General features: G+C 62.5%; 23 protein-coding genes, 3 tRNA genes and 1 other RNA gene. 15 read left to right on the top strand and 12 right to left on the bottom strand.

Annotated features, from left to right (window positions below; translation table 11 throughout):
* Position 1: 1 nt before the first annotated feature.
* Positions 2-1,243 (top strand): glutaminase, encoded by a 1,242-nt coding sequence (locus HMPREF1219_RS05130; protein ID WP_016457828.1) that lies wholly within the window; start codon positions 2-4, stop codon positions 1,241-1,243.
* Here HMPREF1219_RS05130 and HMPREF1219_RS05125 read toward each other — a convergent pair.
* Positions 1,240-1,482, bottom strand: a complete 243-nt coding sequence (locus HMPREF1219_RS05125) for a hypothetical protein (RefSeq protein WP_016457827.1) — start codon at positions 1,480-1,482, stop codon at positions 1,240-1,242. The genes HMPREF1219_RS05130 and HMPREF1219_RS05125 overlap by 4 nt on opposite strands.
* A gap of 66 nt (positions 1,483-1,548) precedes the next feature.
* Positions 1,549-1,622: transfer RNA gene (locus tag HMPREF1219_RS05120), tRNA-Ile, on the bottom strand.
* Positions 1,623-1,736: 114 nt separating this feature from the next.
* On the opposite strand from HMPREF1219_RS05120, the gene HMPREF1219_RS05115 reads away from it, so the two are divergent.
* From HMPREF1219_RS05115 to HMPREF1219_RS12450, 5 genes are all read left to right on the top strand, one after another.
* Positions 1,737-1,809, top strand: a tRNA-Asn gene (locus HMPREF1219_RS05115).
* A 74-nt stretch (positions 1,810-1,883) separates the two neighbouring features.
* The gene (locus HMPREF1219_RS05110) at positions 1,884-2,636 is read left to right on the top strand and encodes a trimeric intracellular cation channel family protein (protein WP_016457826.1); all 753 of its coding nucleotides are present in this window, start codon (positions 1,884-1,886) and stop codon (positions 2,634-2,636) included.
* A gap of 100 nt (positions 2,637-2,736) precedes the next feature.
* The gene (locus tag HMPREF1219_RS05105) at positions 2,737-4,056 is read left to right on the top strand and encodes a dicarboxylate/amino acid:cation symporter (protein ID WP_016457825.1); all 1,320 of its coding nucleotides are present in this window, start codon (positions 2,737-2,739) and stop codon (positions 4,054-4,056) included.
* 2 nt (positions 4,057-4,058) lie between these two features.
* Positions 4,059-4,847 (top strand): serine hydrolase domain-containing protein, encoded by a 789-nt coding sequence (locus tag HMPREF1219_RS05100; RefSeq protein WP_016457824.1) that lies wholly within the window; start codon positions 4,059-4,061, stop codon positions 4,845-4,847.
* Between the two features lie 174 nt (positions 4,848-5,021).
* Complete coding sequence (locus HMPREF1219_RS12450) at positions 5,022-5,354, top strand: hypothetical protein (protein ID WP_016457823.1); 333 nt, start codon at positions 5,022-5,024, stop codon at positions 5,352-5,354.
* A 48-nt stretch (positions 5,355-5,402) separates the two neighbouring features.
* Here HMPREF1219_RS12450 and HMPREF1219_RS12185 read toward each other — a convergent pair whose 3' ends face one another.
* Both HMPREF1219_RS12185 and HMPREF1219_RS05090 read right to left on the bottom strand, forming a co-directional pair.
* Positions 5,403-6,533, bottom strand: a complete 1,131-nt coding sequence (locus HMPREF1219_RS12185; protein ID WP_156823205.1) for an HNH endonuclease signature motif containing protein — start codon at positions 6,531-6,533, stop codon at positions 5,403-5,405.
* 99 nt (positions 6,534-6,632) lie between these two features.
* Positions 6,633-6,863, bottom strand: a complete 231-nt coding sequence (locus tag HMPREF1219_RS05090; protein ID WP_016457821.1) for an acyl carrier protein — start codon at positions 6,861-6,863, stop codon at positions 6,633-6,635.
* Between the two features lie 61 nt (positions 6,864-6,924).
* On the opposite strand from HMPREF1219_RS05090, the gene HMPREF1219_RS05085 reads away from it, so the two are divergent.
* Complete coding sequence (locus HMPREF1219_RS05085) at positions 6,925-7,905, top strand: alpha/beta fold hydrolase (RefSeq protein WP_016457820.1); 981 nt, start codon at positions 6,925-6,927, stop codon at positions 7,903-7,905.
* Here the strand turns inward: HMPREF1219_RS05085 and aceE are convergent.
* A complete protein-coding gene (gene aceE, locus HMPREF1219_RS05080; RefSeq protein ID WP_016457819.1) occupies positions 7,902-10,652 on the bottom strand; it encodes a pyruvate dehydrogenase (acetyl-transferring), homodimeric type in 2,751 nt (916 codons plus the stop codon). The two genes, HMPREF1219_RS05085 and aceE, sit on opposite strands and share 4 nt — an antisense overlap.
* A gap of 32 nt (positions 10,653-10,684) precedes the next feature.
* A complete protein-coding gene (locus tag HMPREF1219_RS05075) occupies positions 10,685-12,145 on the bottom strand; it encodes an amino acid permease (RefSeq protein ID WP_016457818.1) in 1,461 nt (486 codons plus the stop codon).
* 193 nt (positions 12,146-12,338) lie between these two features.
* Here HMPREF1219_RS05075 and HMPREF1219_RS05070 point away from each other — a divergent pair, with 193 nt between their 5' ends.
* The 3 genes from HMPREF1219_RS05070 (at position 12,339) to cbiB (ending at position 13,864) form a co-directional block, all read left to right on the top strand.
* Positions 12,339-12,755 (top strand): DUF3052 domain-containing protein, encoded by a 417-nt coding sequence (locus HMPREF1219_RS05070; RefSeq protein ID WP_016457817.1) that lies wholly within the window; start codon positions 12,339-12,341, stop codon positions 12,753-12,755.
* A gap of 47 nt (positions 12,756-12,802) precedes the next feature.
* Positions 12,803-12,875: transfer RNA gene (locus HMPREF1219_RS05065), tRNA-Val, on the top strand.
* A 50-nt stretch (positions 12,876-12,925) separates the two neighbouring features.
* Positions 12,926-13,864, top strand: coding sequence for an adenosylcobinamide-phosphate synthase CbiB (gene cbiB / locus HMPREF1219_RS05060; RefSeq protein ID WP_245554395.1), 939 nt, complete (start codon positions 12,926-12,928; stop codon positions 13,862-13,864).
* Here the strand turns inward: cbiB and HMPREF1219_RS05055 are convergent.
* From HMPREF1219_RS05055 to HMPREF1219_RS05045, 3 genes are read right to left on the bottom strand one after another with little or no spacing between them, the layout of a single operon-like run.
* Complete coding sequence (locus HMPREF1219_RS05055) at positions 13,825-14,853, bottom strand: SURF1 family cytochrome oxidase biogenesis protein (RefSeq protein WP_016457815.1); 1,029 nt, start codon at positions 14,851-14,853, stop codon at positions 13,825-13,827. The genes cbiB and HMPREF1219_RS05055 overlap by 40 nt on opposite strands.
* A 6-nt stretch (positions 14,854-14,859) precedes the next feature.
* Entirely contained in the window at positions 14,860-15,345 is a 486-nt protein-coding gene (locus HMPREF1219_RS05050) for a low molecular weight protein-tyrosine-phosphatase (protein WP_016457814.1), read from the bottom strand.
* The gene (locus HMPREF1219_RS05045; RefSeq protein WP_016457813.1) at positions 15,323-15,976 is read right to left on the bottom strand and encodes an HAD hydrolase-like protein; all 654 of its coding nucleotides are present in this window, start codon (positions 15,974-15,976) and stop codon (positions 15,323-15,325) included. The genes HMPREF1219_RS05050 and HMPREF1219_RS05045 overlap by 23 nt, the downstream gene beginning before the upstream one ends.
* A gap of 29 nt (positions 15,977-16,005) precedes the next feature.
* Here HMPREF1219_RS05045 and HMPREF1219_RS05040 point away from each other — a divergent pair, with 29 nt between their 5' ends.
* Genes HMPREF1219_RS05040 through HMPREF1219_RS05025 form a run of 4 tightly spaced genes read left to right on the top strand, consistent with a single transcriptional unit; the run spans position 16,006 to position 20,004 of the window.
* On the top strand, positions 16,006-17,007 hold the full coding sequence (locus HMPREF1219_RS05040; protein ID WP_016457812.1) for an aminotransferase class I/II-fold pyridoxal phosphate-dependent enzyme: 1,002 nt from the start codon (positions 16,006-16,008) through the stop codon (positions 17,005-17,007).
* Entirely contained in the window at positions 16,995-18,122 is a 1,128-nt protein-coding gene (locus HMPREF1219_RS05035) for a Nif3-like dinuclear metal center hexameric protein (RefSeq protein WP_016457811.1), read from the top strand. The genes HMPREF1219_RS05040 and HMPREF1219_RS05035 overlap by 13 nt, the downstream gene beginning before the upstream one ends.
* Complete coding sequence (locus HMPREF1219_RS05030) at positions 18,122-18,811, top strand: zinc ribbon domain-containing protein (protein ID WP_016457810.1); 690 nt, start codon at positions 18,122-18,124, stop codon at positions 18,809-18,811. Before HMPREF1219_RS05035 ends, HMPREF1219_RS05030 begins: the two co-directional genes overlap by 1 nt.
* Entirely contained in the window at positions 18,811-20,004 is a 1,194-nt protein-coding gene (locus HMPREF1219_RS05025; protein ID WP_016457809.1) for a bifunctional RNase H/acid phosphatase, read from the top strand. The genes HMPREF1219_RS05030 and HMPREF1219_RS05025 overlap by 1 nt, the downstream gene beginning before the upstream one ends.
* 144 nt (positions 20,005-20,148) lie before the next feature.
* Here HMPREF1219_RS05025 and HMPREF1219_RS05020 read toward each other — a convergent pair whose 3' ends face one another.
* Genes HMPREF1219_RS05020 through HMPREF1219_RS05010 form a run of 3 tightly spaced genes read right to left on the bottom strand, consistent with a single transcriptional unit; the run spans position 20,149 to position 24,134 of the window.
* Positions 20,149-21,429 carry an ABC transporter permease gene (locus HMPREF1219_RS05020; protein WP_016457808.1) on the bottom strand — a complete coding sequence of 427 codons (1,281 nt, stop codon included), beginning with the start codon at positions 21,427-21,429 and terminating at the stop codon, positions 20,149-20,151.
* Positions 21,426-22,181 (bottom strand): ABC transporter ATP-binding protein, encoded by a 756-nt coding sequence (locus HMPREF1219_RS05015; RefSeq protein WP_016457807.1) that lies wholly within the window; start codon positions 22,179-22,181, stop codon positions 21,426-21,428. The genes HMPREF1219_RS05020 and HMPREF1219_RS05015 overlap by 4 nt, the downstream gene beginning before the upstream one ends.
* A complete protein-coding gene (locus HMPREF1219_RS05010) occupies positions 22,182-24,134 on the bottom strand; it encodes a permuted SH3 domain-containing protein (protein ID WP_016457806.1) in 1,953 nt (650 codons plus the stop codon).
* A 262-nt stretch (positions 24,135-24,396) separates the two neighbouring features.
* Between HMPREF1219_RS05010 and rnpB the strand changes: the two genes are divergently transcribed.
* An RNA gene (rnpB, locus tag HMPREF1219_RS12200) (RNase P RNA component class A) lies at positions 24,397-24,799 on the top strand.
* The last annotated feature ends 3 nt before the right edge of the window (positions 24,800-24,802 follow it).

The following is a 24,802-nucleotide window of genomic DNA, read 5'->3' as shown; positions in this document are numbered from 1 at the left end:
CATGTGTTCACCGATTCCGCACTACCTCACCCGCATTCTTGACGCCGTCAAGGACGAGGACGAGGGAGACGTTGCCGATTACATCCCCGCCCTAGCGGAGACCGACCCCGCCCGGTTGGGCCTTGCCGTGTGCACCACGACTGGCCGCTGCTACGCGGTGGGGGATAGCGACCCGTTTTCGCTGCAATCCATCTCCAAGCCGTTCACCTACGCCCTCGCGCTGGACGAGTGGGGCTTTGACGCCGTCAGCGCCGCAGTGGGCGTGGAGCCCAGCGGAGACGCGTTTAACGAGCTATCGCTGGAGGAAGACGGCCGGCCCATGAACCCCATGATCAACGCCGGCGCGATCGCCATCAACCAGCTCATCAATGGCGCGGGCTCATCCGTGGAGGAGCGGATAGACAAGATTGTTACGTTCTTCTCCCGCCTGGCGGGGCGTGCGTTGCGCGTTAATAAGGACATCGCGGGCAGCGAGCTGGACACCGCGGACCGCAACTTCGCCCTCGCCCACATGCTCCACTCCTTCGGGATTGTCGAGGACGATCCGCACGACGCCGTGGTCACCTACGTGCACCAGTGCGCCGTCGAGGTCACGGTCGTAGACCTTGCCGTCATGGCAGCGACGCTCGCCTCCGGCGGGATCCAGCCGGTGACCGGCGAGCGGGTAATTGGCCGGGATGCGGCCCGGATCGCCTTGTCCGTCATGGCCACCGCCGGCATGTACGACTTTGCCGGCCGATGGATGACACAGGTGGGAATCCCCGCCAAATCGGGTGTGTCCGGGGGACTCATAGGCACGCTGCCGGGCAGGCTCGGCATCGCCTCGTTTTCCCCACGGCTCGACCCCACGGGAACCTCCGTGCGCGGCCGGAAAGCGTTTGCCACGATGAGCAAGCAGTTCGATCTCCACCTGCTCACCGGCACCAACTATCGGGTGCCCGGCGTGCGTTCCATTGTCGAGCGCGACGGCCAGACCATCATCACTCTTCAGGGCTGGGTCAACTTCACCGTGGCGGAAGAAATTTCCTCCACTTTGCTGCGCTACACGCCCACGCCCTCCCGTGTCGTCCTCGACGTGTCCAGGGTCACCGGTTTCAACACCATCGGCAGGCAGGTAGTGAAGGAACAACTGCGCCGCATTCGGGAGGAGGGCGCCACCGTGTCGCTGTACGACCCGGAGGATCGCATCACCGACATGGAGTACTCCGACGGCACCCACATGGATGAGGTGGACGAGCTCTAGTCGTCGTCCTGTTCCAAGATTTGGTTGCCATCCTCTGTGCGGAGGTTTTTCACCTCGCGCATCCTCGGGTTGGGGTCGAGCCGGTTGGCCAGCGCTGTGCGACCAGCCTTGACGGCGTTGTGCGCGACGGGGGAGTTTACGGCGGCGGTGTAGGCGCGCTTGATCTGGTCGAAGCGTTTCCGGCCCGCCTTGGTGCCGAGGACGTAGCCTGCGGCAGCACCAACAACAAACTGAATCATGCCACCTACCTTACAGATGTCGACAAGCCAAAGGCACCGAGTGGGGAGCCCACCCGGTGCCACAAGTGGGGCTACTCGGGCTCGAACCGAGGACCAACGGATTATGAGTCTGCTGCTCTAACCGACTGAGCTATAGCCCCGCACCAAAGTATATAGGCCACCACGCGTTCCCTAGAAATTGCCCGTTGGCCAGGCGATTTGCCAGTTAAGTGGTGACCCCGTTATAGTTTATCCACGTTGCAAGGAAGCAATATTCCTCCATAGCTCAGTTGGCAGAGCATTCGACTGTTAATCGAAGGGTCACTGGTTCGAGCCCAGTTGGAGGAGCAATCAAAGCCTGGATCTTTTTACGATCCAGGCTTTTGTCGTTACCATTGGCTTTTGTGTCACACGTGGATCCAATGATAACTAGCCTCTATTCCACCCTCGACCTCATCGGTGTGCTGCTCAACGGCATCATCGGCGGGGGCATCGCCCGGCGTCTCGATCTCGACTTCATGGGGACCCTGTTCCTCGCCGTCTTCACCGGCCTCGGCGGAGGCATGATCCGCGACACCCTCATGCAAGTCGGCCCGCCCGTCGCCATCGCCGAACCCATCTACATGACAATGGCGCTCATCGGCGGCATCATCTCACTGTTCATCAACACCGACGGCCGCTGGTGGGGGCGCATCAAAAACCACGGCGATGCCCTTGTCCTCGGCGTGTGGGCCGTCGCCGGCTCCACCAAAGCCCTCACCTACGGTCTGCCGTGGCAATCCGCCATCGCCCTGGGATTCATCACCCCCATCGGTGGCGGCATGCTACGCGACATCGCCATCGGGCAAATGCCCTCCATCTTCGGTGGTCGCACCCTCTACGCCGTCCCGGCCTTCCTCTCCTCCGCGACGATGGTGGGCTTCCACTTCCTTGGCTACGACGCCCTGGGGATGATCGTCGCCGCGCTCATCGGCTGGCTGCTCACCTCCATCAGCTACTGGCGAGGCTGGATCATGCCCACGCAAATCCGCATCCCCGGCTCCCGCAGCGTCAAAGTGTGGACGAGGCGGGCAGGCGAGCGCACCGTACGCGAAGTGGATCCCCTCATGCGGCGCATCGATTGGCTGAAGGAGTCCACCGCGCACGCCATCAGGGATGCGAGAAAGCGCAGGTAGCGCTAATAGACAAAGTGGTTCATATTGACTAAACCGGGTGGTTCGGTCTAGTGTCAAGGGGTCCAAAAAAAGATGATATGACCCCAAAAGAAGGACACTCATGACTACGGCAACAAAACAGAAGGAAGAGACGGCCAAAAAGCCCTCCCCCTTCAGGGGCTTCGCAGTCCAAGTTATCTACGGCCTCATTATCGGCCTTATCCTGGGCTTTATCGCCCGCTCCTTCAGCGTTGACTGGCTTTCCACCACCTTGACGGCGGTCGGCTCGGCCTACGTCACGCTCCTGAAGGTGCTTATCCCGCCACTAGTGATCACGGCGGTTCTTACTTCCATCGCGAATTTGCGCCAGGTGACAAACGCTGCACGCCTGGCGTGGCAGACACTCTTGTGGTTCGCCATTACCTCGTTTGCTGCCGTGATTGTTGCGACCATTGTTGCTCTCGTGCTTAAGCCGGGTGTCAACACCACCGTGGATGCGGGTTCGGCTGCGGCTCCTTCCTCCCAAGGGTCGTGGCTTGGCTTCCTGCAGTCGATTGTGCCGAGCAACATCTTGGGTCTGTCCGCGAAGGCGACCGATTCGGGCGTGGCGCTGAACTTTAATATCCTGCAGATTCTGGTCCTCTCGATCGCCTTCGGCATCGCCGCGATCCAGGTGGGGAAGAAGGCGGAGCCGATCTTCGAGCTGTCCGCGAGCGTCCTTGAAGTGATTCAGAAGGTTCTGTGGTGGGTGATCCGTCTGGCTCCCATTGGCACCGCCGCTCTCATTGGTAAGGCTGTGGCGACCTACGGCTGGGAGGCGCTCACGTCGCTGGGCATGTTCGTCGTGGCGATTTACGTCGGCCTGGCCCTTGTGATGTTCGTCATCTACCCGGTGGTCCTGAAGGCGAATGGTCTCAGCGTCTCGCAGTTCTTCCGCAAGGTGTGGCCGCTGACCTCGTTGGGCTTTGTCACCCGCTCGTCGATGGGTGTCATGCCTGTGACGGAGCGCACGACGGTTGATGCGCTCGGTGTTCCGCGCGCCTATGCCGCGTTTGCTGTGCCGTTGGGTGCGACGAGCAAGATGGATGGTTGCGCCGCGGTGTACCCGACGATTTCGGCGATTTTCGTCAGCCAGTTCTACGGCATCCCCTTGTCGATTACCGATTACCTGCTCATTGCTTTCGTGTGCGTCATCGGTTCGGCTGCGACCGCCGGCACGACGGGCGCAACGGTGATGCTCACGCTCACGCTGTCCACTCTCGGTCTTCCTCTTGAGGGCGTGGGGCTTCTCATCGCCGTCGATTCGATCATTGATATGGGGCGCACGGCGACGAACGTGACGGGTCAGGCCCTCGTCCCGCTCATCGTTTCCCGCCGTGAGAGGGTCCTTGATGAGTCCGTGTTGGCGGATGATGACAAGCGGATCAGCGCTAGCATATAGGCATGATTGATTTCGCCAGTTGGCCCTGCGACCGCGTGGCGGCTGCTTCCACGTCCGACCTCTCCTTCGGGGAGACGTCGGGCGTGTTTGAGTTAGCGAGCGTGACCAAGCTTCTGTCTGCTTACGCTGTTCTGGTCGCCGTCGAAGAGGGTGTTTTTAGCTTGTCGACGCCCCTTGGCCCGCCCGGCTCTACCGTCCGGCATCTCCTCGCCCATTCTTCAGGGCTCGGCCACGACGACCTGACGCCCCTAAAGCCCGTGGAGACTCGCCGCATCTATTCGTCTTCCGCCTACGCTCTTCTCGGCGCGGAGATAGAAAAACAAACCGACATCCCCTTCGGGGCCTATGTCCGCGAAGCTGTTTTCGAGCCGCTCGGCATGACGCACACGGAGATCTACGGGAACCCAGGCTTCGGTGGCCGATCGACCGTGGACGATCTTTTGTTGTTCATTCGGGAGGTTCTCAATCCGCGCGTTCTTCACCCCTCCACTGTCGACGAGGCGACGACTATCCAGTTCCAGGAGCTTCGCGGCGTGGTGCCTGGCTACGGGCCGTACAAACCGTGCCCTTGGGGTTTGGGTTTCGAGATCAAAGGCGAAAAGAATCCTCACTGGACGGGCCCGTCTATGCCTGCCGATACGATCGGACACTTCGGGCAGGCGGGTACGTACCTGTGGGTGCACCGTCCCTCTGGTCGTGGAATGGTGGTCCTCACCGACCGCGCATTCGGCGAATGGGCGAAGCCCCTGTGGATGAACACGAATGAAGAAATCTGGGTCAACAACCTTTAAGTTCGTGTTGAAAGTTTGGGGGGTGAAGTGGTTATTGAGGGTTGCGTGCCCAAAGTTATTCGCGTGACAATTGTCTCATATCGAGGCCGTTGGGGAAGACGAACCTCGTCTTAGGCGCATCTCTTCAGGACGCAGAATGTGCTTTCTTTTCGACGAACAACCAGAGGTTTCCCCATGACTAACGCACTTCGGCTCCCCACCCACTCAGCAATCACCCATTGCACTTTCACCATGCACCTTGACGGCGTCACCCCGAAGGGGAGGCGAAGCGTCGAACAAGCCCTGGTGGAGTGTCTTCCGTCTCCGTCCCAGCTGACGGATTTCGCAACCAGCCCCCTGTTCTCCGAATGGTTTACTCAGTGGCGCCGAACGCCGGGCCGAAGGGGGACAGTCGAATGCAACCAACTTTTGACGGGCAGCCCTGAAGAGGTGGAGTGTCTCCGCGAGCGCCTCGACGAGTTGTCCCGAAGTTACGGGTTCACTGTTGCTCTCACGCGCGTGGATTAAAAATGGCATGCCAATGAGGGCCCGAAGGCCCTGTTGTGGCTGCGCCCGCTAGAGCCCGAGCTGCTTCATCGCGATGGCGTGCCCGGAGTATTGGACGCCATCGTTTTGGTTTGGTCGGACGAGTTCTTCCCCGGGAAGTTTGCGTCCGGCTTGGCCGTGTTCGTCGCGTGCGAGGTAGCCGTTTTTCTCTTTGCCTGTGGTGTAGCGGTCGTCGTCGTTGTGGACGTTGTGGGGCATGCAGGCGAGGAGGATGTTGTTGGCGTTGGTTTCGCCGCCGTATTTGGCGGCTTTGATGTGGTGGGCTTGGGAGTAGATGGCGAGTTCGTGGCAGCCGTCGGCGGCGCAGAAGATTTGGTCGATGGCGAGCGCGGAGCGTAGCTCTTTGCTGGCGAGTCTTTCCTTTTCGAGGAGGTAGTGGCAGCCGATGTTGCCACGCTCGTCGTACACGGTGACGTACCCGAAGTCCCGAAGGTGGGCGTTGGCGATGTCTTCACCTGTGATGATGGCCCCTGAAGTAGTGACGAAGTTTCCGTCTCCCACGTAGTTGGTGCCGGGTGCCGCAATGACGAATGCGGGGACGAGCGAGAGGTCCCATCTGCCGTCGGTTTCTTTGCTGTGGTCGGCGTTGATGAGTCGCCACAGTCCGATGGCGTTTTTCAGTGCGGGTGCTTTGTTGCGTTCCTTGTCGCCGGGCCACCATTTGTGCACGAGCGCTTCGAGTCTATCCATTTGGTCGCTGGGGAGGGCGAGCTGCGCGTAGCGGGTGCCGGTGGGGTCTGCGGTGCGGCTGAAGAGGAGGCTGCAGCGCGGTCTCTTCGGTTTGGTGGTGGCGACGATGGTGTTGGCGTGCCGCTTGAGTTCGTCGGCGGTGGGTGGCCGCCCGGCGGCGGTGGTGGTCGTTGCGTAGGTGATGAGTGCGTTCCGCACTTCTTCGGGGTCTGTCGACTTGTTCATCGCCTGGGAGATGATGCGGAGTTTTTCTATCGATAGCTTGTCGACGCTCCGCTCCACCTCTGCACTCACCTTCCGCCAGTTCTTGGCTGCGGTGAGTAGACTTCCCGCCGTTGTGGTCAGGATCCCGAGCTCGTCGGCCAGCGCCCGCGCGGGGTCTCCAGCGCCGTCGACAAGCGTGTCGATGGCCCTGAAGAAGGAGAGGCCGGTGGGGAAAAGATCGTTCATGGTGCCGACGGTAGGGCGCAGGTGGCGGGCGCGCCAGGCCACAGCCCGAAACTGTGGAGAACTCGGCGGAAAATCGCGAATTCCACAGGCGAAAAGTGGTTAATCGGTGGAAGTATGCTCCGCGACGTGGGCGAGGACATCCCCAACCGTCGACAAGCTGGAAAAAGCGAAGGTGTCGGAGCGCACGCCGGTGGCGTCCTCCACACGGACCGCAAGCTCAATGAGGGCGAGGGTGTCGAGCCCCAGGCCGTCGCGAAGCGTGTCGGTGGGGGAGACCTCCCGGCCAGCGACGTGGGCGATGATGTCAAGGACAGTGTTCGTGTCGGCCATGATCCTCTTCTATACTCTTGTGGCGACTAGACTTTTTAGGCTATTAACAAAAGGATAGACGGTGAACATCATGGACACGGTGGAGACGGTGTGGAAACGTCTCACCCACGGTAGGCAACAGCAAGCCCAGAAGCTTTCCAACACGGAGCGCCCGGGCCTTGTGGGCGTCACCTTCGAGGGCACCCTCGAGCGCGACGGCCACCGCATCGTGTACAAGGAGATCGGGCCCGCCGACGCCCCCGTCACCGTCGTGTTCATCCACGGCTTCACCCTCGCCGCCGACAGCTTCTTCATGGAGACCGACTTTCTTCGGGACAACTACCCCCAGGTGAAGAGCCTGCTCATGGATCTGCGGGGCCACGGCGAGACCGGCGAGATGCCCGCCGATACGCTCACCATCGAGGACTGCGGCGACGACATCCTCGAACTCATCCGCAAGCGCAGCCCCCACTCGCGGATCATCCTCGTCGGCCACTCCATGGGGGGCCTCATCGCGCTCAACGCGATCCGCAAGGGGCTCGAGGACGTGGCGGGCCTCGTGCTCATCGCCACGTCCATCGAGTCGCTGTCCTCCCAGGGCATTCCGCAGGTGCTCGCCTCGCCGCTGGCCGACAAGGCGCAGGAGGCCGTGGAGATGGCACCCGGCGACGCCCAGAAACTCAGAGACGTGATTTCCACGGTGCTCGCCCCGGCGCTCGCCGCCACCGTGTTCAAGCGCAACGGCACCGACTACAACCTCGTGGAATTCCACGCCTCCATGATCGACAACACGCCGCTGGAGACGTTCGTCGGCTTTTTCGACGACCTTCAGGACCACGACGAGCTCGACGCCGCGCCTCTTCTTCAAGGCATCCCCGGCTACGTGCTCGTGGGCAAGAAAGACGACGTCACACCCGAATCCCAGGCCGACCGCATCCACAGCGTGTGGCCCAAGGCCAAGCTGGTGCGCCTGGACAACGCCGGCCACATGCTCATACTAGAAACCCCCGATGCCGTGAATAAGGCGATCGGGGATCTCGTCGAGGGTGCGCTGAAAGATTAACGATCCTGGGTGGCTCCCTGGTAGGTGGCCGTCGGGTCGGTGATCTTCAGGTCCTTCGCCGCCTTCACCGCCACCTCGCGGTCGAGCTTGCCGGCCCGAGCCAACGAGGAGAGGGTGGCCACGGCGATGGATTCGCCGTCGATGTTGAAGTAGCGGCGCGCCCCTTCACGGGTATCGGAGAAGCCGAAGCCATCCGCGCCAAGCACCGTGTAATCGCCGGGCACCCACTTGCGGATGGAATCCTGCACGGCGCACTCGAAGTCGGACACACCGATGTACGGGCCGTCGACCTTCTCCAGCACCTCCGTCACGTACGCCTTCTCCGCATCCTTGGACGGGTCGCGCAGCGCCTCGCGGTCCTTCGCCCGGCCGTCGCGGGCGAGCTCGCTCCACGAGGTGACGGAGAACAGGTTGACGTTCACCCCGTAATCGTCGCGGAGGATGTCGCGCGCCTTGAGGGCCGACTGCATGCCCACGCCGGAGGCCAGGATATTGGCCGTGGGGCCGGAATCATGGCCCTCGTCGTACAGGTAAATGCCCTTGTGCAGGCCCTCCACGTCGAGGTCATCCGGTGCGGCGGGCTGGTGGATCGGCTGGTTGTAGATCGTGATGTAGTACATCACGTTCTCGCCGTCGGCGGAGCCGTACATCCGCTCGATGCCACGGGGGATGAGGTAGGCCAGCTCGTAGGCGAATGCCGGGTCATAGCTCACCACGGCCGGGTTCGTCGCCGCGATGGTCAGCGAGTGCCCGTCGAGGTGCTGTAGCCCCTCGCCGGTCAGCGTCGTGCGGCCGGCGGTGGCCCCGAAGAGGAAGCCACGGGCCATCTGGTCACCGGCGGCCCAGATGGAGTCGGCGGTGCGCTGGAACCCGAACATAGAGTAGAAGATGTACGTCGGGATCATCGCTACACCGTGGGTGGCGTAGGCCGTGCCGGCGGCGATGAATTCGGCCATGGAGCCCGCCTCGCTGATGCCCTCGTGCATGATCTGGCCGTCGGTGGACTCGCGGTAGGAGAGCATGAGGTCATCGTCGACAGGCGTGTACTGCTGGCCGAGCGGGTTGTAGATCTTCAGGGTGGGAAACCAAGAGTCCATGCCGAAAGTGCGGGCCTCATCGGGGATGATGGGGACGAACCTGTCGGCGATGTTCTTGTCCTTCATGAGGTCCTTGAAGATCCGGACGACGGCCATGGTGGTGGCCACCTTCTGCTTGCCGGAATCCTTGAGATGCCTCTTCAGGGTCTCGGTGCCGGGCACCGTCAGCGGTTCGTAGCGGTTGCCGCGGCGCTCGGGCAGGAACCCGCCGAGCTCCTTGCGGCGCTCGAGCATGTACTTGATGGAGGGGTGATCGGGCCCCGGGTTGTAATACGGGGGCTCCTTCGGGTTCTTCTCCAGTTCCTCGTCGGAGATCGGGACGTGCTGCTTGGTGCGGAAGTACTTGAGGTCCTCGAGCGTCAGCTTCTTCATCTGGTGCGTGGCGTTCTTGCCCTCGAAGTTGCGGCCCAGGCCGTAGCCCTTAATGGTGTGGGCGAGGATGACGGTGGGCTGCCCCTTGGTCTCCAGCGCCTTCTTGTAAGCGGCGTAGATCTTGCGGTAATCGTGGCCACCGCGGTGGAGGTGCCAGATCTCCTCGTCGGTCATGTCCTCCACGAGCTTGGCGGTATCGGGGGTGCGCCCGAAGAAGTGCTCGCGGACGTAGGCGCCGTCGTGGCCCTTGAAAGCCTGGTAGTCGCCGTCGACGGTGTGGTTCATGAGCTTGACCAGGTTGCCGTCAGGGTCAGCCTCGAAGAGCTTGTCCCACTCGCGGCCCCAGATGACCTTGATGACATTCCATCCCGCGCCCCTGAAGAAGGCTTCCAGCTCCTGGATGATCTTCCCGTTGCCGCGCACCGGCCCGTCGAGGCGCTGCAGGTTGCAGTTGATGACGAAAGTGAGATTGTCCAGCTGGTTGGTGGCCGCGGTCTGGATGAGGCCACGTGCCTCCGGCTCGTCCATCTCGCCGTCGCCGAGGAACGCCCACACGTGTTGCTGGGAGGTGTCCTTGATGCCACGGTTGTGCAGGTACTTGTTAAAGCGGGCCTGGTAGATGGCATCCATGGGGCCGAGACCCATGGAGACGGTGGGGAATTCCCAGAACTCGGGGCGCCCGTGCGGGTGCGGGTAGGACGGCAGGCCGCCGTGCTCGCGGGAGACTTCCTGGCGGAAGCCGTCGAGGTCTTCCTCTGTGAGGCGGCCTTCAAGGAAGGCGCGGGCGTACATGCCGGGGGAGGCGTGGCCCTGGAAGAAGATGTGGTCTCCTCCGCCGGGGTGGTCCTTGCCTCGGAAGAAGTGATTGAGACCCACCTCGTAGAGGGGGGAGGCCCCCGCGTAGGTGGAGATGTGGCCGCCGACCTCGATGCCGGGGCGCTGGGCGCGGTGCACCATGATGGCGGCGTTCCAGCGGATCCAGCGGCGGTAGTCCTTCTCGATGTCCTCGTCGCCGGGGAATTCCGGTTCGAGCGAGGTCGGGATGGTGTTGACGTAGTCGGTGGAGGTGAGCGATGGAAGCGGTACGCGCTTGGCCGTAGCGCGCTCGAGGAGCCGGAGCATGAGGAAGCGGGCGCGCCCCATGTCGTTGCTTTCCAAAAGTCCGTCGAGGGATTCGAGCCACTCGCGGGTTTCTTCGGGGTCATCGTCGTGCAGGTACGAGGCGACACCGTCGCGGACGAGGATGTAGTTGCTATCGTCCATCATGTTCTCTGCCATGGTGGGTTCAATCCTCCTTGAGGTGAAAAAGATTACTTATCGGTCAATTCTACGGACTCTTCGTCCTCGTCGCCGGGAATCATCTGCTCGAGCAGGCTGCCGTCGACACGCTTGCGGATGAAGGCGAACCAGGCGATGGCCCACAGGATGGCCAGGACAACGAAGGTGGAGATGGTGATCTTGCCGGCGGTGTCCTGCACCCACATGGCGACGATGATGAGTGCCAGGAAGGCGAGGGTGAGGAAGTTGGTCACCGGCGCCCAGAACAGCTTGAAATCGGGGCGCTGGACCTCGCCGCGTGCGGCGCGGCGGACGAAGATCCAGTGGGAGACCATGATGGACATCCACGTGCCGGCGATGCCAATGCCCGCGAGGTTCATGACGATGTTGAAGGCGTCGGTGGGGTAGACGTAGTTGATGAGCACGCCGACGAGCCCGAGCCCTGCGGTGATGGCAATGCCACCGGCGGGGACGTGGTTCTTGTTCATCTTCGCCGCGAGCTTCGGTGCGGAGCCGGCCACGGCCAGGGACCGCAGCGTGCGGCCGGTGGAGTACAGGCCGGCGTTGAGGGAGCTCATGGCGGCGGTGAGGACGACGAGGTTCATGATGTCGCCGGCGTGCGGAACGCCGATGGCGGAGAAGAACGTAACGAACGGGCTCTCATTGGAGGAGTAGGCGTCGTAAGGCATGACCATGATGAGCAGGAAAACAGAGCCGATGTAGAACAAGGCGATGCGCCACATGACCGAGTTGACGGCCTTGGGCATGACCGCGCGGACGTTTTCCGCCTCACCGGCGGCAACACCAACCATCTCGGTGCCACCGAAGGCGAATACTACGCCGAGGGCGAGGGTGACCATGGGGGCGAACCCTTCGGGGAAGAGGCCCCCGTTGTCGCGGATGAGCTGGATGCCCGGTTCGTAGCCGGCGGTGGAGTTGCCGGTGACAATGAAGATGATGGCGATGATCATGAAGATGACGATGGCCGCCACCTTGATAAGGGCGAACCAGAATTCCAGCTCGCCGAACACCTTGACACTGAGCAGGTTGAGTACGAACACGATGGCCAGCGCCCCGAAGGCAAGGATCCACTGGGGGATGGAGGTGAAAATAGACCAGTAGTGCACGTACAGTGCGACGGCGGTGATGTCGGCCATGACAGTGACGGACCAGTCGAGGAAGAACAGCCAGCCCGTGGCGTAGGCGCCACCCTCGCCCTGGAACTCACGGGCGTAGGAGACGAACGCCCCTGAAGAGGGACGGTAGATGGTGAGCTCGCCGAGCGCGCGGATCATGAAGAACGCGAACAGACCGCAAAGGGCGTAGGCGAAAGCGAGCGCCGGGCCGCCCATGGAAATACGGCCGCCGGCGCCGAGGAAGAGGCCGGTGCCGATGGAGCCGCCGATGGCGATCATCTGCATGTGGCGGGGCTTGAGGGCTTTGTTGTAGCCCTTGTCTGCCTTGTCCACATGCTGTGATGACTGTGAAGTCATGATGTGTTCCTAATCATAGAGAGTGCGAATAGTGTCATATCTATTTTAATTGATGGATGTGTGACGCACGTCAATCCCTCTGGTCTCCTACTTTTGGTTGGTAATAGAGGGTTTTCCTGGTGCTCCTAGGGAATTGACAGTAAGATATGGGGCATTATTCACTTTGTTTTCTTTAGAGGAAGGTTTTTTACACGTGGCAGATAGTCGCGATCAGGATTACGCGCGGATCCTGGGGGCACGTCCCGGTCTGATTGTGCAGGAGCTGGGATGGGATGATGACGCAGATAGCGCCATCAGCGAGGCTCTGGAGGACACCATTGGTGCGGACCTCGTCGATGAAGATACGGACGAGATCTGTGACATGGTGCTGTGTTGGTGGCGCGATGAGGATGGTGATCTTGTCGACGGCCTCGTGGACGCAGTTCGAAACCTTTCGGATTCCGGTTGTATCTGGTTGCTCACCCCGGCGACGGGCACTCGGGGCACGGTTGAACCCGGTGTGATAGCCGAATCGGCGCAGCTGGCAGGCCTCGTCCAAACGGGCGCGCAGCGTCTGGGCAGCTGGCAGGGCTCCTGCCTCGTGCAGCGCGGAAACAAGCAGGCTAAGTAACTCTTTTTGCGCGGGCGTAAGCCCGTGCTACAGTTACCTGCACGTCGGCGCTTTTAGCTCAGTTGGGAGAGCATCTGGTTTACACCCAGAAGGTCACAGGTTCGAGCCCTGTAGAGCGCACACAGTAAGCCACCTGCTTCAAACGGAGAGAAGCAGGTGGCTATTTTTTTGTGAAAGGACAAACGTCGGTGCTGTGGTCACTGGTGGCGGGCTTCGCCGCGGACAAAGTATTCGGGGATCCCTCAAAGCACCACCCGGTGGCGTATTTCGGGCGGTACGCGCAGTTTTTGGAAAAACACCTGTACCGCGACTCCAAGCTCGCCGGCGCACTCTTCACGGCGGCTGCGGTCGTCCCGCCGACGCTGGCGGTTGCCGCGCTGCCCGCAAAACTAAGGAAACTCGTGCTCCCCGTGGCGGTGTGGGCATCGCTTGGCGGAACCACGCTGGAAAACGTCGGCAAGCAAGTGGAAGCAGACCTGAAGGCGGGGGACGTCGCGCACGCACGGACGTGGGTGCCGTGGCTGTGCTCGAGGGACCCACACTACCTCGACGGGGACGGGATTGCCCGGGCGGCCGTCGAGTCGCTGGCGGAAAACACCTCAGATGCCGCGGTGGCACCGCTCGTGTGGGCGGGGCTCGCGGGCGCGCCGGGGGTGGTGGCCCACCGGGCGGCAAACACCCTCGACGCGATTGTGGGCTACAAAAACGACCGGTACGGGAACTTTGGGTGGGCCTCGGCGCGCCTCGATGACGTGCTGGGCCTCATCCCGGCCCGCGTGACCACGCTCATCCACTTGGGGCTTGCGCCCAAGCAACGGGAGGTGTGGAGGCGCGTTGCGCGGGCGGCGAGGACGCACCCGAGCCCCAACGCGGGGTGGGTGGAGGCATCGGCCGCTGAGGCGCTGGGCGTCACCCTCGGCGGGCGGACCGTCTACCCGCACGGCGTGGAAAACCGGCCTGAGCTGGGGGCAGGCCCAGCTCCCAGCGTAGAGACGGTGGGCCGGGCCGTGCACCTTTCGCGGCTCACGCAAATTGTGGCTCTCGGCGTGGGACTAGTGCTCCACGAGTTTCAGAAGCGGTCCTGCCGGCGCGCCTCGAACTTGGTGTAGGGGTTGCGGCGCGAACCACCGTAGCGGGATCGCGTGGGGGCAGTCGGACGCTGAGGTTCCTCGTCCGATGCTGCAGCGGGGGCAGTCGCCGCCGTCTTCTCCGCCCCGTCCGAGGAAAGAGCATCCTGTCCTGCCGTCGCAGTAGCAGATCCGGCGCGCTCGCCCGGTGCGGGCTCGGAACCCGCCGCTGTGGAGGGGGCCGCGTAGCTCACCTCCAGCGCCTCGATTTCTTCGCGTTCGCGCTCGTCGCGGCGCCGCTCCTTGAGCTCCATGCGGATGAAGTACAGGAGAGCGAGTGGCGCGCCCACGCCCATGGCGATCCATTGCAGTCCGTAGGAAAGGTAGGGGCCGCCGTCGAGCTTGGGCAGCGGGATGGGTTGCAGCACGCCGGGCTGGTCCTTGGCAAGCTGCACGTAGCCGGAGGCGAGGTCGGTGTCGGTGAGTGAGGAGATCTGTGGCAGGTTGATATCGAGCACGTAATGGTGGTTTTCGTCGCTCGTGGGTTGGCGGCCGGAATCCGGCTCACCGGGTAGCGCGTTGCCGGTGATCGTCACGGTGTCGGTGGGGGCGGCGGGAATCTGCGGCACCCCGGAGTTTTTCTGCTGCGGGACGTATCCGCGGTTGACCAGCACGGAGTGCCCGTCGTCGGTGGTGAACACGGTGAGCACCTGGAAGACGGGGTTGCCGTTGATGGAGCGCAGGCGGAGGATGACTTCCGTCTCCGGGGCGTAGTGCCCGGTAGCGGTGACCTGCCGCCACTGCTTATCCTCCGGCAGATCACCAGCCGGGGTGAACACCTCGGTTAGCGGCACAGGATCGGTGCGCAAAGCGGTGCGGACCTGTGTGTTCTGGGCGCTTTTCACCTCGTGCTTGCCCAGCTGCCACGGCGCCAGCACGGTGATGGCGAAGTAGGAAAACAAGATGATGAGGACAGCGGTGATAACCCACCCGGGTTTGAGGAATGCCTGCCAAATCTTCTTTGTGTTCACAAGGTCCTAGTCTAAGTGATCGAGGCACCACTGAAAAAGACCAGGTAGAGAGTCTTCAATCTGGGTCCTTGTGGTGGTGAACCCGCTCCTGCCGCCGTAGTACGGGTCATCGATCGACGCGCCACGCGGTGCCTTGGGGTCAAAGGAGCGCAGCAGCCGGATTTTTGCCGGGTCTGCTCCAAGCGCGGCGAGGCTGCGGACGTGGTTAGCGGCCAGCGCGACGATGAGGTCGGCGGCGAGGTGTTCCTCACCGACTTGCTCGGCGCGCAGGTAGCTGCCGTCGATGCCGGCCTTCTTGAGCTCGACGAGGGCCCGCATGTCCGCATGCTGGCCCACGTGCCAATCGCCGATGCCGCAGCTTGTCACCCGCACGCGGGTTTCGTCCTGGTGCTCGAGGTAGTCGTTGAACAGGGCTTCAGCCATGGGGGAGCGGCAGATGTTGCCTGTGCACACGAAGGTGACGTGGAGGCTAGCTGCTGTGGATCCAGTCATGCACGTACTCCTTCAATGCCTGCGGGCTTGCCACTACGTCGTGGGCGAGCGCCTGTTCCTGCGGGGTTCCGTACCCCCACTGTACAAGGACTGCGGGAATAGTAAAGGCCTGCGCGCCCTCGATGTCATGGATGCGGTCGCCGATGAGAAGCATCTGAGAGGGGTCGCTGGGGTGGGGGAGGTTGTCCAGGGCGTAGCGGATGACCTTTTCCTTGGTGCGCCGTGGACCGTCCTCTTGGGCTGCTGCGAGGAAGTCGAAGTATTCGAGCATGTGGTAGCGCTCGAGGGTGGCGCGGGCAAACCCCTCGCCCTTGCTCGTCGCGGTGGCAAGTTGTAGGCCCGCCTCTTTGGCCCAGGCGAGGAAGTCGACCATCCCCTCGAAGGGCGCCGAGTTCACCCATCCGGTGTCGCCGTAGTGGTCGAGGTAGAGGGACAAGCCGCGCTGGGCGTCCGCGCGGTCGAGCCCCAGGCGCATCATTGTGTCTTCCATGGGTGGGCCGGCAATGGTGGAGACAAACTCCTCGGAGGGGCGCTCCACGCCCATGTCATCCAGCGCCCGCAGGAAGCTGTCCCGGATGCCGGGGAAAGAATCGATGAGTGTTCCGTCGACGTCAATAAGCAGCGTTTTCATAATGTCCCCCATTTTGCCATACTGGTGAGGTGCACTCTGCGAGCGTAGACCTGGGTTTTCATGGTGATCAAGAAGAGGCGGCGCGGCTGAATTTCGCCGTCAACGTCCGCGGGCTCACCCCTCCCGCAGGCCTTCGGGCAGCGTTGGAGGAGGAGCTTACCACCCTCGGTGCGTACCCGTCTGCGGCCCGGAAGGAGGCGATCGCCGCGGAGCTTGCTCGCCGCAACGGGGTATCCGTCGAGAGGATCGTCCTGCTCTCCGGCGCCGCCGAGGGGTTCACCATCATTGCCCACCTGGGCTGGCGCGACGCGCTGGTCCTGCACCCCGGTTTCACCGAGCCCGAGCAGGCCCTGCGCCAAGCCGGCGTTCCCGTCACCCGGGTTGTGATGGAGCCGCCTTTTAGCGCCCTCCCCGCGCGCACCGCGGACTTCGAGCGCCCCGCGCACTTCGGCGTTGTTGGGTGCCCGATCAATCCGACGGGTACGGTTGTCTCCCCCTCACTGTCCGCTGAGTTTTTGCTTGTCGACGAAGCGTTCGCCGACGTTGCGGACATCGGGGTAAACAACGTGGCCCGGCCGAACACCTTTGTCACCCGCTCGCTGACAAAGACGTGGAACCTTGCGGGGCTGCGCTGCGGCTACATGATCATCCCCGAGGGGTTCAAAGACAAGGTGGAGGCTTTTCGGCCCCACTGGGCGCTGGGGTCGCTGCAGTTGGCGGCCTTCGAGTGGGTCCTGGAAAGCGGAGACACCGAGGCCATCAAGCGCGAGATCGCCGCTGAGCGGGCCGAGATGGTGGAATTGCTCGCCACCGCCGGATTCACCATTGCGACGAAGTCGGTGGCACCGTACCTGTTGGTGAAGCCGCCGGGAGATGCCGAACCTCTGCGCCGGCATCTTGCGGAGCAGGGGATCGCGGTGCGCCGCTGCGACACGTTCCCCGGGCTAGACTTGAGCTATTGGCGCCTGGCCGTACGGCCGGCAGACGATGTACGAGAACTGATGCGAGAGGTGAAAGCATGCCAACGGTAGGAGATATCGTCCGCGTGATGGACTCCCACTACCCGCCCCGGCTGGCCGAAGAGTGGGACAAGGTAGGACTCTCGGTGGGGGATCCCGCTGACACAGTGACAAAGGTTGCATTCGCCCTCGACCCCACCTACGAAGTGGTGAAAGCGGCCATCGACTCGGGTGCACAGATGCTCATCACGCACCATCCGCTCCTGCTTAAGGGCGTGAATTACGTCAACGCCGCAACCCCCAAGGGGCGCATCATCCACACGGCGATTCGCGGCAACCTTGCCGTTTTCTCCGCCCACACCAACGCGGACGCGGCCCGGCCCGGTGTCAACGACGAGCTGGCGCGCCTGGTGGGCATCGTGGGGGACACCGTCGCCCTGGACAAGCAGGAGGAGAGCCTGGATAAGTGGGGGGTACAGTTCCCCGCGCACGGCCCCGTTGACGAGTTCCTCGCCGAGCTCTTCGCGGCGGGTGCCGGCAACGTGGGGGAGTACTCCGACTGCGCGTTCCGGATCCCCGGAGTGGGCCAGTTTCGGCCCGGGGAGCACTCGGCACCGGCGATTGGCAACCACGGTGAGCTAGAAACTTTGGACGAGGTGCGCATTGAGTTCGTCGGCAAGCGAAAGGACCGGGAGGCCATCCGGGCGGCGATCTACAGGGCGCACCCGTACGAACAACCCGGCTATGACTGCGCGGCGCTGGCTCCCGAACCCACCAGGACGGGAATCGGGCGAGTGGGCAAGCTGAAAGAGCCTACGCGGTTTGAGGACTTCGTGCGACAGGTGGCTCACGCTCTGCCGGAAACCGCGTGGGGTATCCGCGCCGCCGGCGACCCCGACGCCACCATCGAGACGGTGGCGGTGGCCAGCGGCTCCGGCGGATCGTTCCTGCCCGTTGCCGCCCGCGCCGGGGCGGACGTGCTCGTGACGAGCGACCTGAAGCACCACGTGGTGGATGATCACATGGCGGCAAGTACCATGTGCGTCATTGACACGGCCCACTGGGCAAGCGAATTCCCGTGGGTACACCAGGTGGAAAGGGTCATCGCCGTCGAGCTTGACGTGGAGACTACAATAATCTCGCTCGTGACAGACCCGTGGACCATAGGCATGCGAAAGGACTCATAGTGCTCACACTCAAAGCTGACAAGCAGCACCTGCTCGTGGAGCTGGCAACCGCAGAACTCGGTGGCAAAAGTGGGCCCACCCCGGAGGATCAGGAGGTGGAGCGCCTCGCCGGTCAACTTGCCGGGGAAAAGGAGGCGTTGAACCGCGCCATCCTCGCCGCTAGCGACACGGACCTGGAGATTCGCCGTATCCAGCAGGACCTGGTCAAGCTGCAACGCCGTGAGCAGGCCGACCGCAAGGAGTTGGGGGCTGCCACCGATCGGGAGACCCGCAAGGATCTGCAGCACGACCTGGCCTCTGCCGCCCGGCGTGCCGATGATCTCACCGGTGAGCTGAAGGAAAGCCACGATGCTATCGCCGCCCACCGCGCCAATAAGGACCTGCACGAGCAGCGTGTGAAGGAGTTGGAGGAGCAGCTTGCCGCCGCGCAGCGTGCCGCTGAGGCGGCCCATACTCCGTCCGACGATTCCGCGCGTGCGGAGGAGATTCGGGCGCAGCTACCTGCCGATGTTGTTGCTGCCTATGACAAGCAGAAGGAGATTTCCGGTTTCGGCGCCTCGGAGTTCACCGGGCGTGCCTGTGGTGGCTGTAACCTCATCCTGCCTGCTGCTGATATTCAGGAGATTCGTTCCGCCCCTGCGGATTCCGTCCCGCAGTGCCCGGAGTGTGGCACGTACCTGGTGCGGTAATGCTCGGCGTCACCGTTTTTGCTGACGGCGGCTCGCGGGGTAACCCTGGTGTCGCAGGCTCGGGCAGCGTCGTTATGGATTCGAAGGGACATGAGCTGCGCGCACTTTCGTTCTTCGTGGGAAAAACGACGAACAATGTGGCCGAGTACCAGGCCCTCATCAATGGTTTGACCGCGGCCCGCGAGCTGGGTGCCACGCACTGCCAGGTGTACATGGACTCCAAGCTTGTAGTGGAGCAGATGTCTGGCCGGTGGAAGATCAAGCATCCGGATATGCAGAAAAAGGCGGCGGTGGCCCACAGGCTCATCGGTGAGTTTGATGAGTTTTCCATCCAGTGGGTTCCCCGCAAGAAGAATGCCCGCGCCGATGAGCTGGCGAACATCGCCATGGATGCGGGGCAAAAGGGTGCCAAGCCGGGCTTCGTCGGTGACGAGGTAGCCCCGCAGCCTGCAGGGACCAGTGCCGCCACACCCCCGGCCCCAGAACCCGCACAGAAGTCTGAGCCTTCCGAATCCGCAGGGCAGTCTGAGCTTGCGAAGACTGCCCTCGCTCCGCGCAACAATGAGTGGGTTGGTGCGACGGGGGAGGCATTGACGATCATCCTCGTGCGGCACGGCCAGACGCAGATGAGCGTGGATAAGCAGTACTCGGGGCTGACGGACGCACCGTTGACCGAGTTGGGCAGGAAGCAGGCCCAGCGGGCCGCCTCCTACTTCGAGGGCAAGCACATCGATGCGGTTATCTCCTCGCCGCTTGCGCGAGCCCAGCAGACCGCCGATGCCATCGCACGCGCCGCTGGTGTCGCGGTGCACACCGACGACGCGCTGAGGGAAGTGGACTTCGGTGCCTGGGAGGGGTTGACCTTCGCACAGGCACACGAGAAGGATCCTGAGCTGCACTCTGCGTGGCTTGGTGATCCGAAGGTGGCGCCCCCGCAGGGCGAGTCACTGGAGCAGGTGTGCAAGCGGGCGAAGTCCTTTGTTACCAAGGCGAAGAAGACGTGGGCCGGCAAGACGATCGTCGTGGTCAGCCACGTTAACCCCATTAAGGCCATTGTCCGCACGGCATTGGGAGCCCCGTCGAAATCCCTGGCGCGAATGCACCTGGATCTCGCCTCCGTAAGCGAGGTGCAGTTTTACGGCGACGGGCCGAGCCTCATGCGGCTGTTTAACAGCACAGCGCACCTGGGCTAGGGACGATAAACGAGGCCCGGCCACGCTGGTGGGACCGTATCGGCCCGCATCCGCGTGCGGGCCGCGAAAAGAAAATCACCGCTGTGACGATCAGCGGTGATTTTTTGGTTTTATCCCCGGTTTTTGGGGCGGTGGGCTGGGAAACTACTCGTATCGCAGCGCCTCGATGGGGTTGAGGCGGGCTGCCTTGCCGGCGGGGTAGTAGCCAAAGAACAGGCCGATTGCCAGCGAGAAGCCGACGGCGAAGATCGCGCCCCCGAGGGGTGGGAACACGAACTGGCCCATCAGCTTGGACCCAATCATCCCCAAGCCACCGCCGATAATGAGGCCGATGATGCCACCGATGACGCAGACGATCATGGACTCGATAACAAACTGGGTGCGGATGTCCTTGCGGGTAGCACCGAGGGCCATGCGCACGCCGATCTCACGGGTGCGTTCCGTGACGGAGACAAGCATGATGTTCATCACGCCGATGCCACCCACGAGGAGTGAAATGCCGGCGATGGTGGACAAGATGGCGGAAATCGCGGTGAAGAACGTTCCGATCGATTCCAGGATGGCCTTGTTGTCCGATACTTTCACCTTGTAATCGTTGGAGGCATCAAAGAAGTTCTCGATCTTTGCTTTGAGCTCCTCCATGTTGGTGCCCTCCGCCGGGCGGACGCTGAAGCTGGTGATGCCGGCAACCGACTTGTCCAGTTGTTTGGCCACAGGGTAGGGCACCCACACGGAGGCGGGACCCGTGGAGAGCATTCCGCCCTGTTCCGTGTTGTACACGCCCACGACGATGAAGGACTGCAGTTCTCCCCGGTACTCGATTGTGATTTCGGACCCGAGGGAGGAGTCGAGATCACCCTTGAACAGTTCGTCGACAAGCTTGTCGGGAATGACGGCGACGTTGCGGTGGTTGGACACGTCCTCGGCGGAAAACAGGTGCCCAGCGACCAGTTTGAGGTCCTGCACGCGCAGTGCGTCGGCGTTGGCGCCACTGACGTAGCCCTGCTCCTTCTTCTTATCGTGTGAGATGGAGGCGTTCCACAGGTCACCGGCGGTGATGGAAATAGCGTTGACGGAGTCCCCCAGTCGGGCGCGCAGCTGGTCGATGGTGTCCTCGCTGATACGTTCGGACTCGGTGGACGGGTCCGCCGGGCCGTACATGGACATGTCGTCGTTGCCCTCGGCATCGGGATTATCCTCGTCCTCGGACTCCTCAGGGTTCTTCTGCTGCAGCATGACGTTGATGTCGGTCGAGCCGATGCTGGAGAATGTTTGCTGCGACTGTGCCGTGAGCGAGTGCCCGAGTGTCATGATGGCGACCACCGAGGCGATGCCGATGACCACGCCCAGCAATGTGAGCGCGGAGCGCATCTTGTTGGCGCGCAGGCTGGTAAAGGCCAGCCGGATAGCTTCGCGGAGGTTCATCGCGTGACCTCCTCCCCGGCGTGCCTGGAGCCGCCGTGGGACTGGGGCGATCGCCCCAGCCCCCGCTCGCCGTGTGGGTTGTCGATACGACCGTCGGTGAGGGTGACGATCCGGTCGGTTTCCTGCGCCAACTCGGGGTTGTGGGTAATAAACACGATGGTTTTCCCCTCCTCCTTGTTGAGCTTGTGGAACATGTCCATGACCATGCGGCCGGTGTGCGAATCGAGGGCACCCGTCGGCTCGTCGGCAAGGATGAGCTTTGGGGCGTTGGCAAGAGCCCGGGCGATCGCCACGCGCTGCTTCTGGCCACCGGACAACTCGTTTGGCTCATGGCCCACGCGATCTCCCATGCCCACTAGTTCGAGGAGCTCACGGGCACGGCGCGCACGCTCCTTGGGAGCAACGCCGGCGTACATCATCGGCATCTCCACGTTCTTCTGCGCATCCATGCGACCGATGAGGTTGAAGTTCTGAAACACGAAACCAATGGACTCGCTGCGGTAGCGGGCCAACTCGTCGGCACGGGAGTTGAGCACGTTGACCCCACCGAAGACATACTGCCCGCTGGTGGGGGCGTCGAGAAGCCCAATGATGTTCATGAGCGTCGACTTGCCGGAGCCGGACTGCCCCACAACGGAAACGAACTCGCCCTCGCGGACGTAAAAGTTGCACCGGTGCAGGACGGTGAGCTCACCCGGCTGGCCGACGTTAAACGTCTTGACGATGTTTTTCATCTTGATGAGGAGACTCATCTACGCACCCTTCGGCGTGAGTTCAATCTTCGCGGTGGAGCCCACTTTCTCGCGGTACTTCTGCGGGTTCGAGATGACGCGGTCGCCGTCCTCCAGCCCGGAGGTGACGGAGATATCGAAGTCATTGGCGGTGCCGGTTGCTACCTCTCGTTCCTCAATCGTGCCGGAGCCGCCGGTGCCGGAAAGTACAAGCACCACGGATTTCCCCTGGTCGTTCTTAAACACAGCGTCGCGGGGCACAGCGATCACGTCGTGGGCCTCGGAGCGGATGATCTGGGCCTTGGCGGAGGCACCGAGGAGAAGCTCGTTGCCGCCGGTGATCTCAATCTCCACGGGGAACGTAACATCCGTGGCACCGGCAGCCGCGCCGCTGGCGGACGAATCCGCGCCGGAGGAGCTGCTCATCCCGGCAAGCGGATCATTGGCCACGGGGGAGACCTTAACCACCCGGCCGGTGAACTCCTTGTCACCGGTGGAGGGCGTGGTGAACTTCACCTTGGAATCCTTCTCCACCTTGGGCAGGTCCACTTCCTTCACCTGGACCACGATCTTCTTGCGTGAATCGTCGGCAACAGTGACGATCGGGCCTGTGGCCGGCGCGCCCTCCTGGGCGGGAACGGCGGTGATGATGCCATCGAAGGGGGCCTTCACATCAGCCGAGTTGATGTCGATCATGAGCTTGTTGCTGGCCAAATCGCTGGCGGCGTTGGCCGAGGCGGCCGAGTTGATGGCCTGGTCGAGGGCTGACGCGGAGGATTCGATCCCCTGCTTCGCACCCAGTCGGGCGGCCTCCACGCCGACGGTGGCATCAGAGACGGCGTTCTCTGCCGCGTTCACCTTCCGCTGCAGCTGACCGAGCTCCTGATCGGCGGCGGTCAGCGCATCGGCGTAGCGTTCCTCAGCCTTGGTACGAGCTTCCTTGGCATCCTGCACATGGTTTTCTGCCTGGCGCAGGGCTGTGGTGGCATCGGCGATGGATTGCTCGCGCTGGGCCTTGCTGCCCTGCTCGGTCACGGCCCCGTTCTCCAGGTCACGGATCTGCTTGTCCAGGGCCTCCTTCTCGGCGGGCGACATGCCTGTGGTGTTTTGCCCCTTGAGCTCGCGGAGCAGCTTGTCGTTGGCCTCCGCCTGGTGTTCGGCCACACCGTTGGTGCGCTGGACGGTGGCGAGACCAAAGTTCGCCTGTGCCCGCGCCAAATCCGCGTCCCGGGCGGCCTTGCGGGCCTCGTCGAGCGCATCTTTTTGTTGCTGAAGCTCGGGGGCCTTGTCCTTTTGTACCTGCTGCGCGCGGGTATCAAAGTCCTTGCGGGCAGCGTCGAGCTCGAGGTTCGCATCGCGCAACGCGGAGTTAGCGGCGTTGACTTCCTGGTTCAGGCCTTTTTCCAGCCTTTCCCGCTGCTGCTGCAGCTGCTGCTGGGCCTGGGCAATGGCGTTTTGGGACTCGGAGCTCGATGCCGATTGCTGCAGTTTCTGGCTGTCCAACTCCTGCTGGATGGACGAGGTATCCATGCGTGCGAGCAATTGATTGGCCTGCACCCTGTCGCCCACTCGCACGGGGAGCTCCTGCACGGGGGTGGTCAGCCGAGTGGTCAGTGTCGCGGTGCGGTAGGGCTCAATGGTGCCCTTGACGTTCACCCTATCTATGACATCGCGTTTAGATACGGTGCGGTAGTCGGTGGAGGCCACGGTCTCCTTGGGGCTGAACGCCATGTAGATGGTGCTACCGATGCCCAGCGTGGCGGCAAGGAGGACAAGAACGATGAGGGGGATGATGATCTTCTTGTGCCGCGAGAAGAACGTGCCCTGCTCGCCGGAGTCGTACTTCTCGCTGAGAGAAATTGCCTCGCCATCGTCGGTTGCGAATTCGTCGTCATCCCAAAACGCGTCCTCCGCCGGGGTGATGTTATCTCCGGACTCGGGTGTCTGTGGGAATTTCTCGGTGTGTTCTGCCATGGCCTTCCGCAGTCGTCGTGTTGTCTTGTTGAAAAATCTGTTTATGATGGTACACCTATTTAATTACTGTGTATACACCTTGCAATGTGCGCTCGGGTACAGGCATGACACCGTAGGAGTGCCGCCACGCGTGCCTTTACACAAAGTCATTTTCCAATTTACCGCAGCACGGGTGCAGAGAAATTACTCATACAAAAAAATCTATGAGATACGCGTGAATTGTCCCCTGTGGGCCATTCCCACTATGATTTTCTTCCGCGAGTGAGTTGGCCATGGCGATCGCGTCGGCGTGAACGAGGAAGCACTGTTTTCCCACGCACGCTGCCGAGGAAAGTCTGGACTCCGCAGAGCACGGTGGTTGTTAACGGCAACCCGGGGTGACCCGAGGGATAAGTGCCACAGAAACGAGACCGCCCGCGTTGTACGCGAGTAAGGGTGAAAAGGTGCGGTAAGAGCGCACCAGCACAGCAGGTGACTGTTGTGGCTTGGTAAACCCCACCGGGAGCAAGGCAAAAGGCCACACCTCCATGGTGTGGCTGCGCAGGCGTACGAGGGCTGCTCGTCCGAGCCTGCGGGTAGCTGCTACATAGAAGGCCGTCAGCAATGGCGGTAGCGAGATGGATGGTCGCCACACGACAGAATCCGGCTTACGGTCAACTCACTCGCCC

It is taken from the genome of Corynebacterium pyruviciproducens ATCC BAA-1742, assembly GCF_000411375.1.
Taxonomy (GTDB): Bacteria; Actinomycetota; Actinomycetes; order Mycobacteriales; family Mycobacteriaceae; genus Corynebacterium; species Corynebacterium pyruviciproducens.
Note: the sequence above shows the minus strand (reverse complement) of the source record. Positions and strands in the feature narration are given on the sequence as shown.

Coding starts and splice junctions, on each gene's coding strand:
- HMPREF1219_RS05105 (WP_016457825.1), top strand. CDS start 2,737: ATGACTACGGCAACAAAACAGAAGGAAGAGACGGCCAAAAAGCCCTCC.
- HMPREF1219_RS05010 (WP_016457806.1), bottom strand. CDS start 24,134: ATGGCAGAACACACCGAGAAATTCCCACAGACACCCGAGTCCGGAGAT.
- HMPREF1219_RS05035 (WP_016457811.1), top strand. CDS start 16,995: ATGCCAACGGTAGGAGATATCGTCCGCGTGATGGACTCCCACTACCCG.
- HMPREF1219_RS05100 (WP_016457824.1), top strand. CDS start 4,059: ATGATTGATTTCGCCAGTTGGCCCTGCGACCGCGTGGCGGCTGCTTCC.
- HMPREF1219_RS05045 (WP_016457813.1), bottom strand. CDS start 15,976: ATGAAAACGCTGCTTATTGACGTCGACGGAACACTCATCGATTCTTTC.
- HMPREF1219_RS05090 (WP_016457821.1), bottom strand. CDS start 6,863: ATGGCCGACACGAACACTGTCCTTGACATCATCGCCCACGTCGCTGGC.
- HMPREF1219_RS05110 (WP_016457826.1), top strand. CDS start 1,884: ATGATAACTAGCCTCTATTCCACCCTCGACCTCATCGGTGTGCTGCTC.
- aceE (WP_016457819.1), bottom strand. CDS start 10,652: ATGGCAGAGAACATGATGGACGATAGCAACTACATCCTCGTCCGCGAC.
- HMPREF1219_RS12450 (WP_016457823.1), top strand. CDS start 5,022: ATGACTAACGCACTTCGGCTCCCCACCCACTCAGCAATCACCCATTGC.
- HMPREF1219_RS05075 (WP_016457818.1), bottom strand. CDS start 12,145: ATGACTTCACAGTCATCACAGCATGTGGACAAGGCAGACAAGGGCTAC.
- HMPREF1219_RS05130 (WP_016457828.1), top strand. CDS start 2: ATGTGTTCACCGATTCCGCACTACCTCACCCGCATTCTTGACGCCGTC.
- HMPREF1219_RS05015 (WP_016457807.1), bottom strand. CDS start 22,181: ATGAGTCTCCTCATCAAGATGAAAAACATCGTCAAGACGTTTAACGTC.
- HMPREF1219_RS05025 (WP_016457809.1), top strand. CDS start 18,811: ATGCTCGGCGTCACCGTTTTTGCTGACGGCGGCTCGCGGGGTAACCCT.
- HMPREF1219_RS12185 (WP_156823205.1), bottom strand. CDS start 6,533: ATGAACGATCTTTTCCCCACCGGCCTCTCCTTCTTCAGGGCCATCGAC.
- HMPREF1219_RS05125 (WP_016457827.1), bottom strand. CDS start 1,482: ATGATTCAGTTTGTTGTTGGTGCTGCCGCAGGCTACGTCCTCGGCACC.
- HMPREF1219_RS05020 (WP_016457808.1), bottom strand. CDS start 21,429: ATGAACCTCCGCGAAGCTATCCGGCTGGCCTTTACCAGCCTGCGCGCC.
- HMPREF1219_RS05050 (WP_016457814.1), bottom strand. CDS start 15,345: ATGACTGGATCCACAGCAGCTAGCCTCCACGTCACCTTCGTGTGCACA.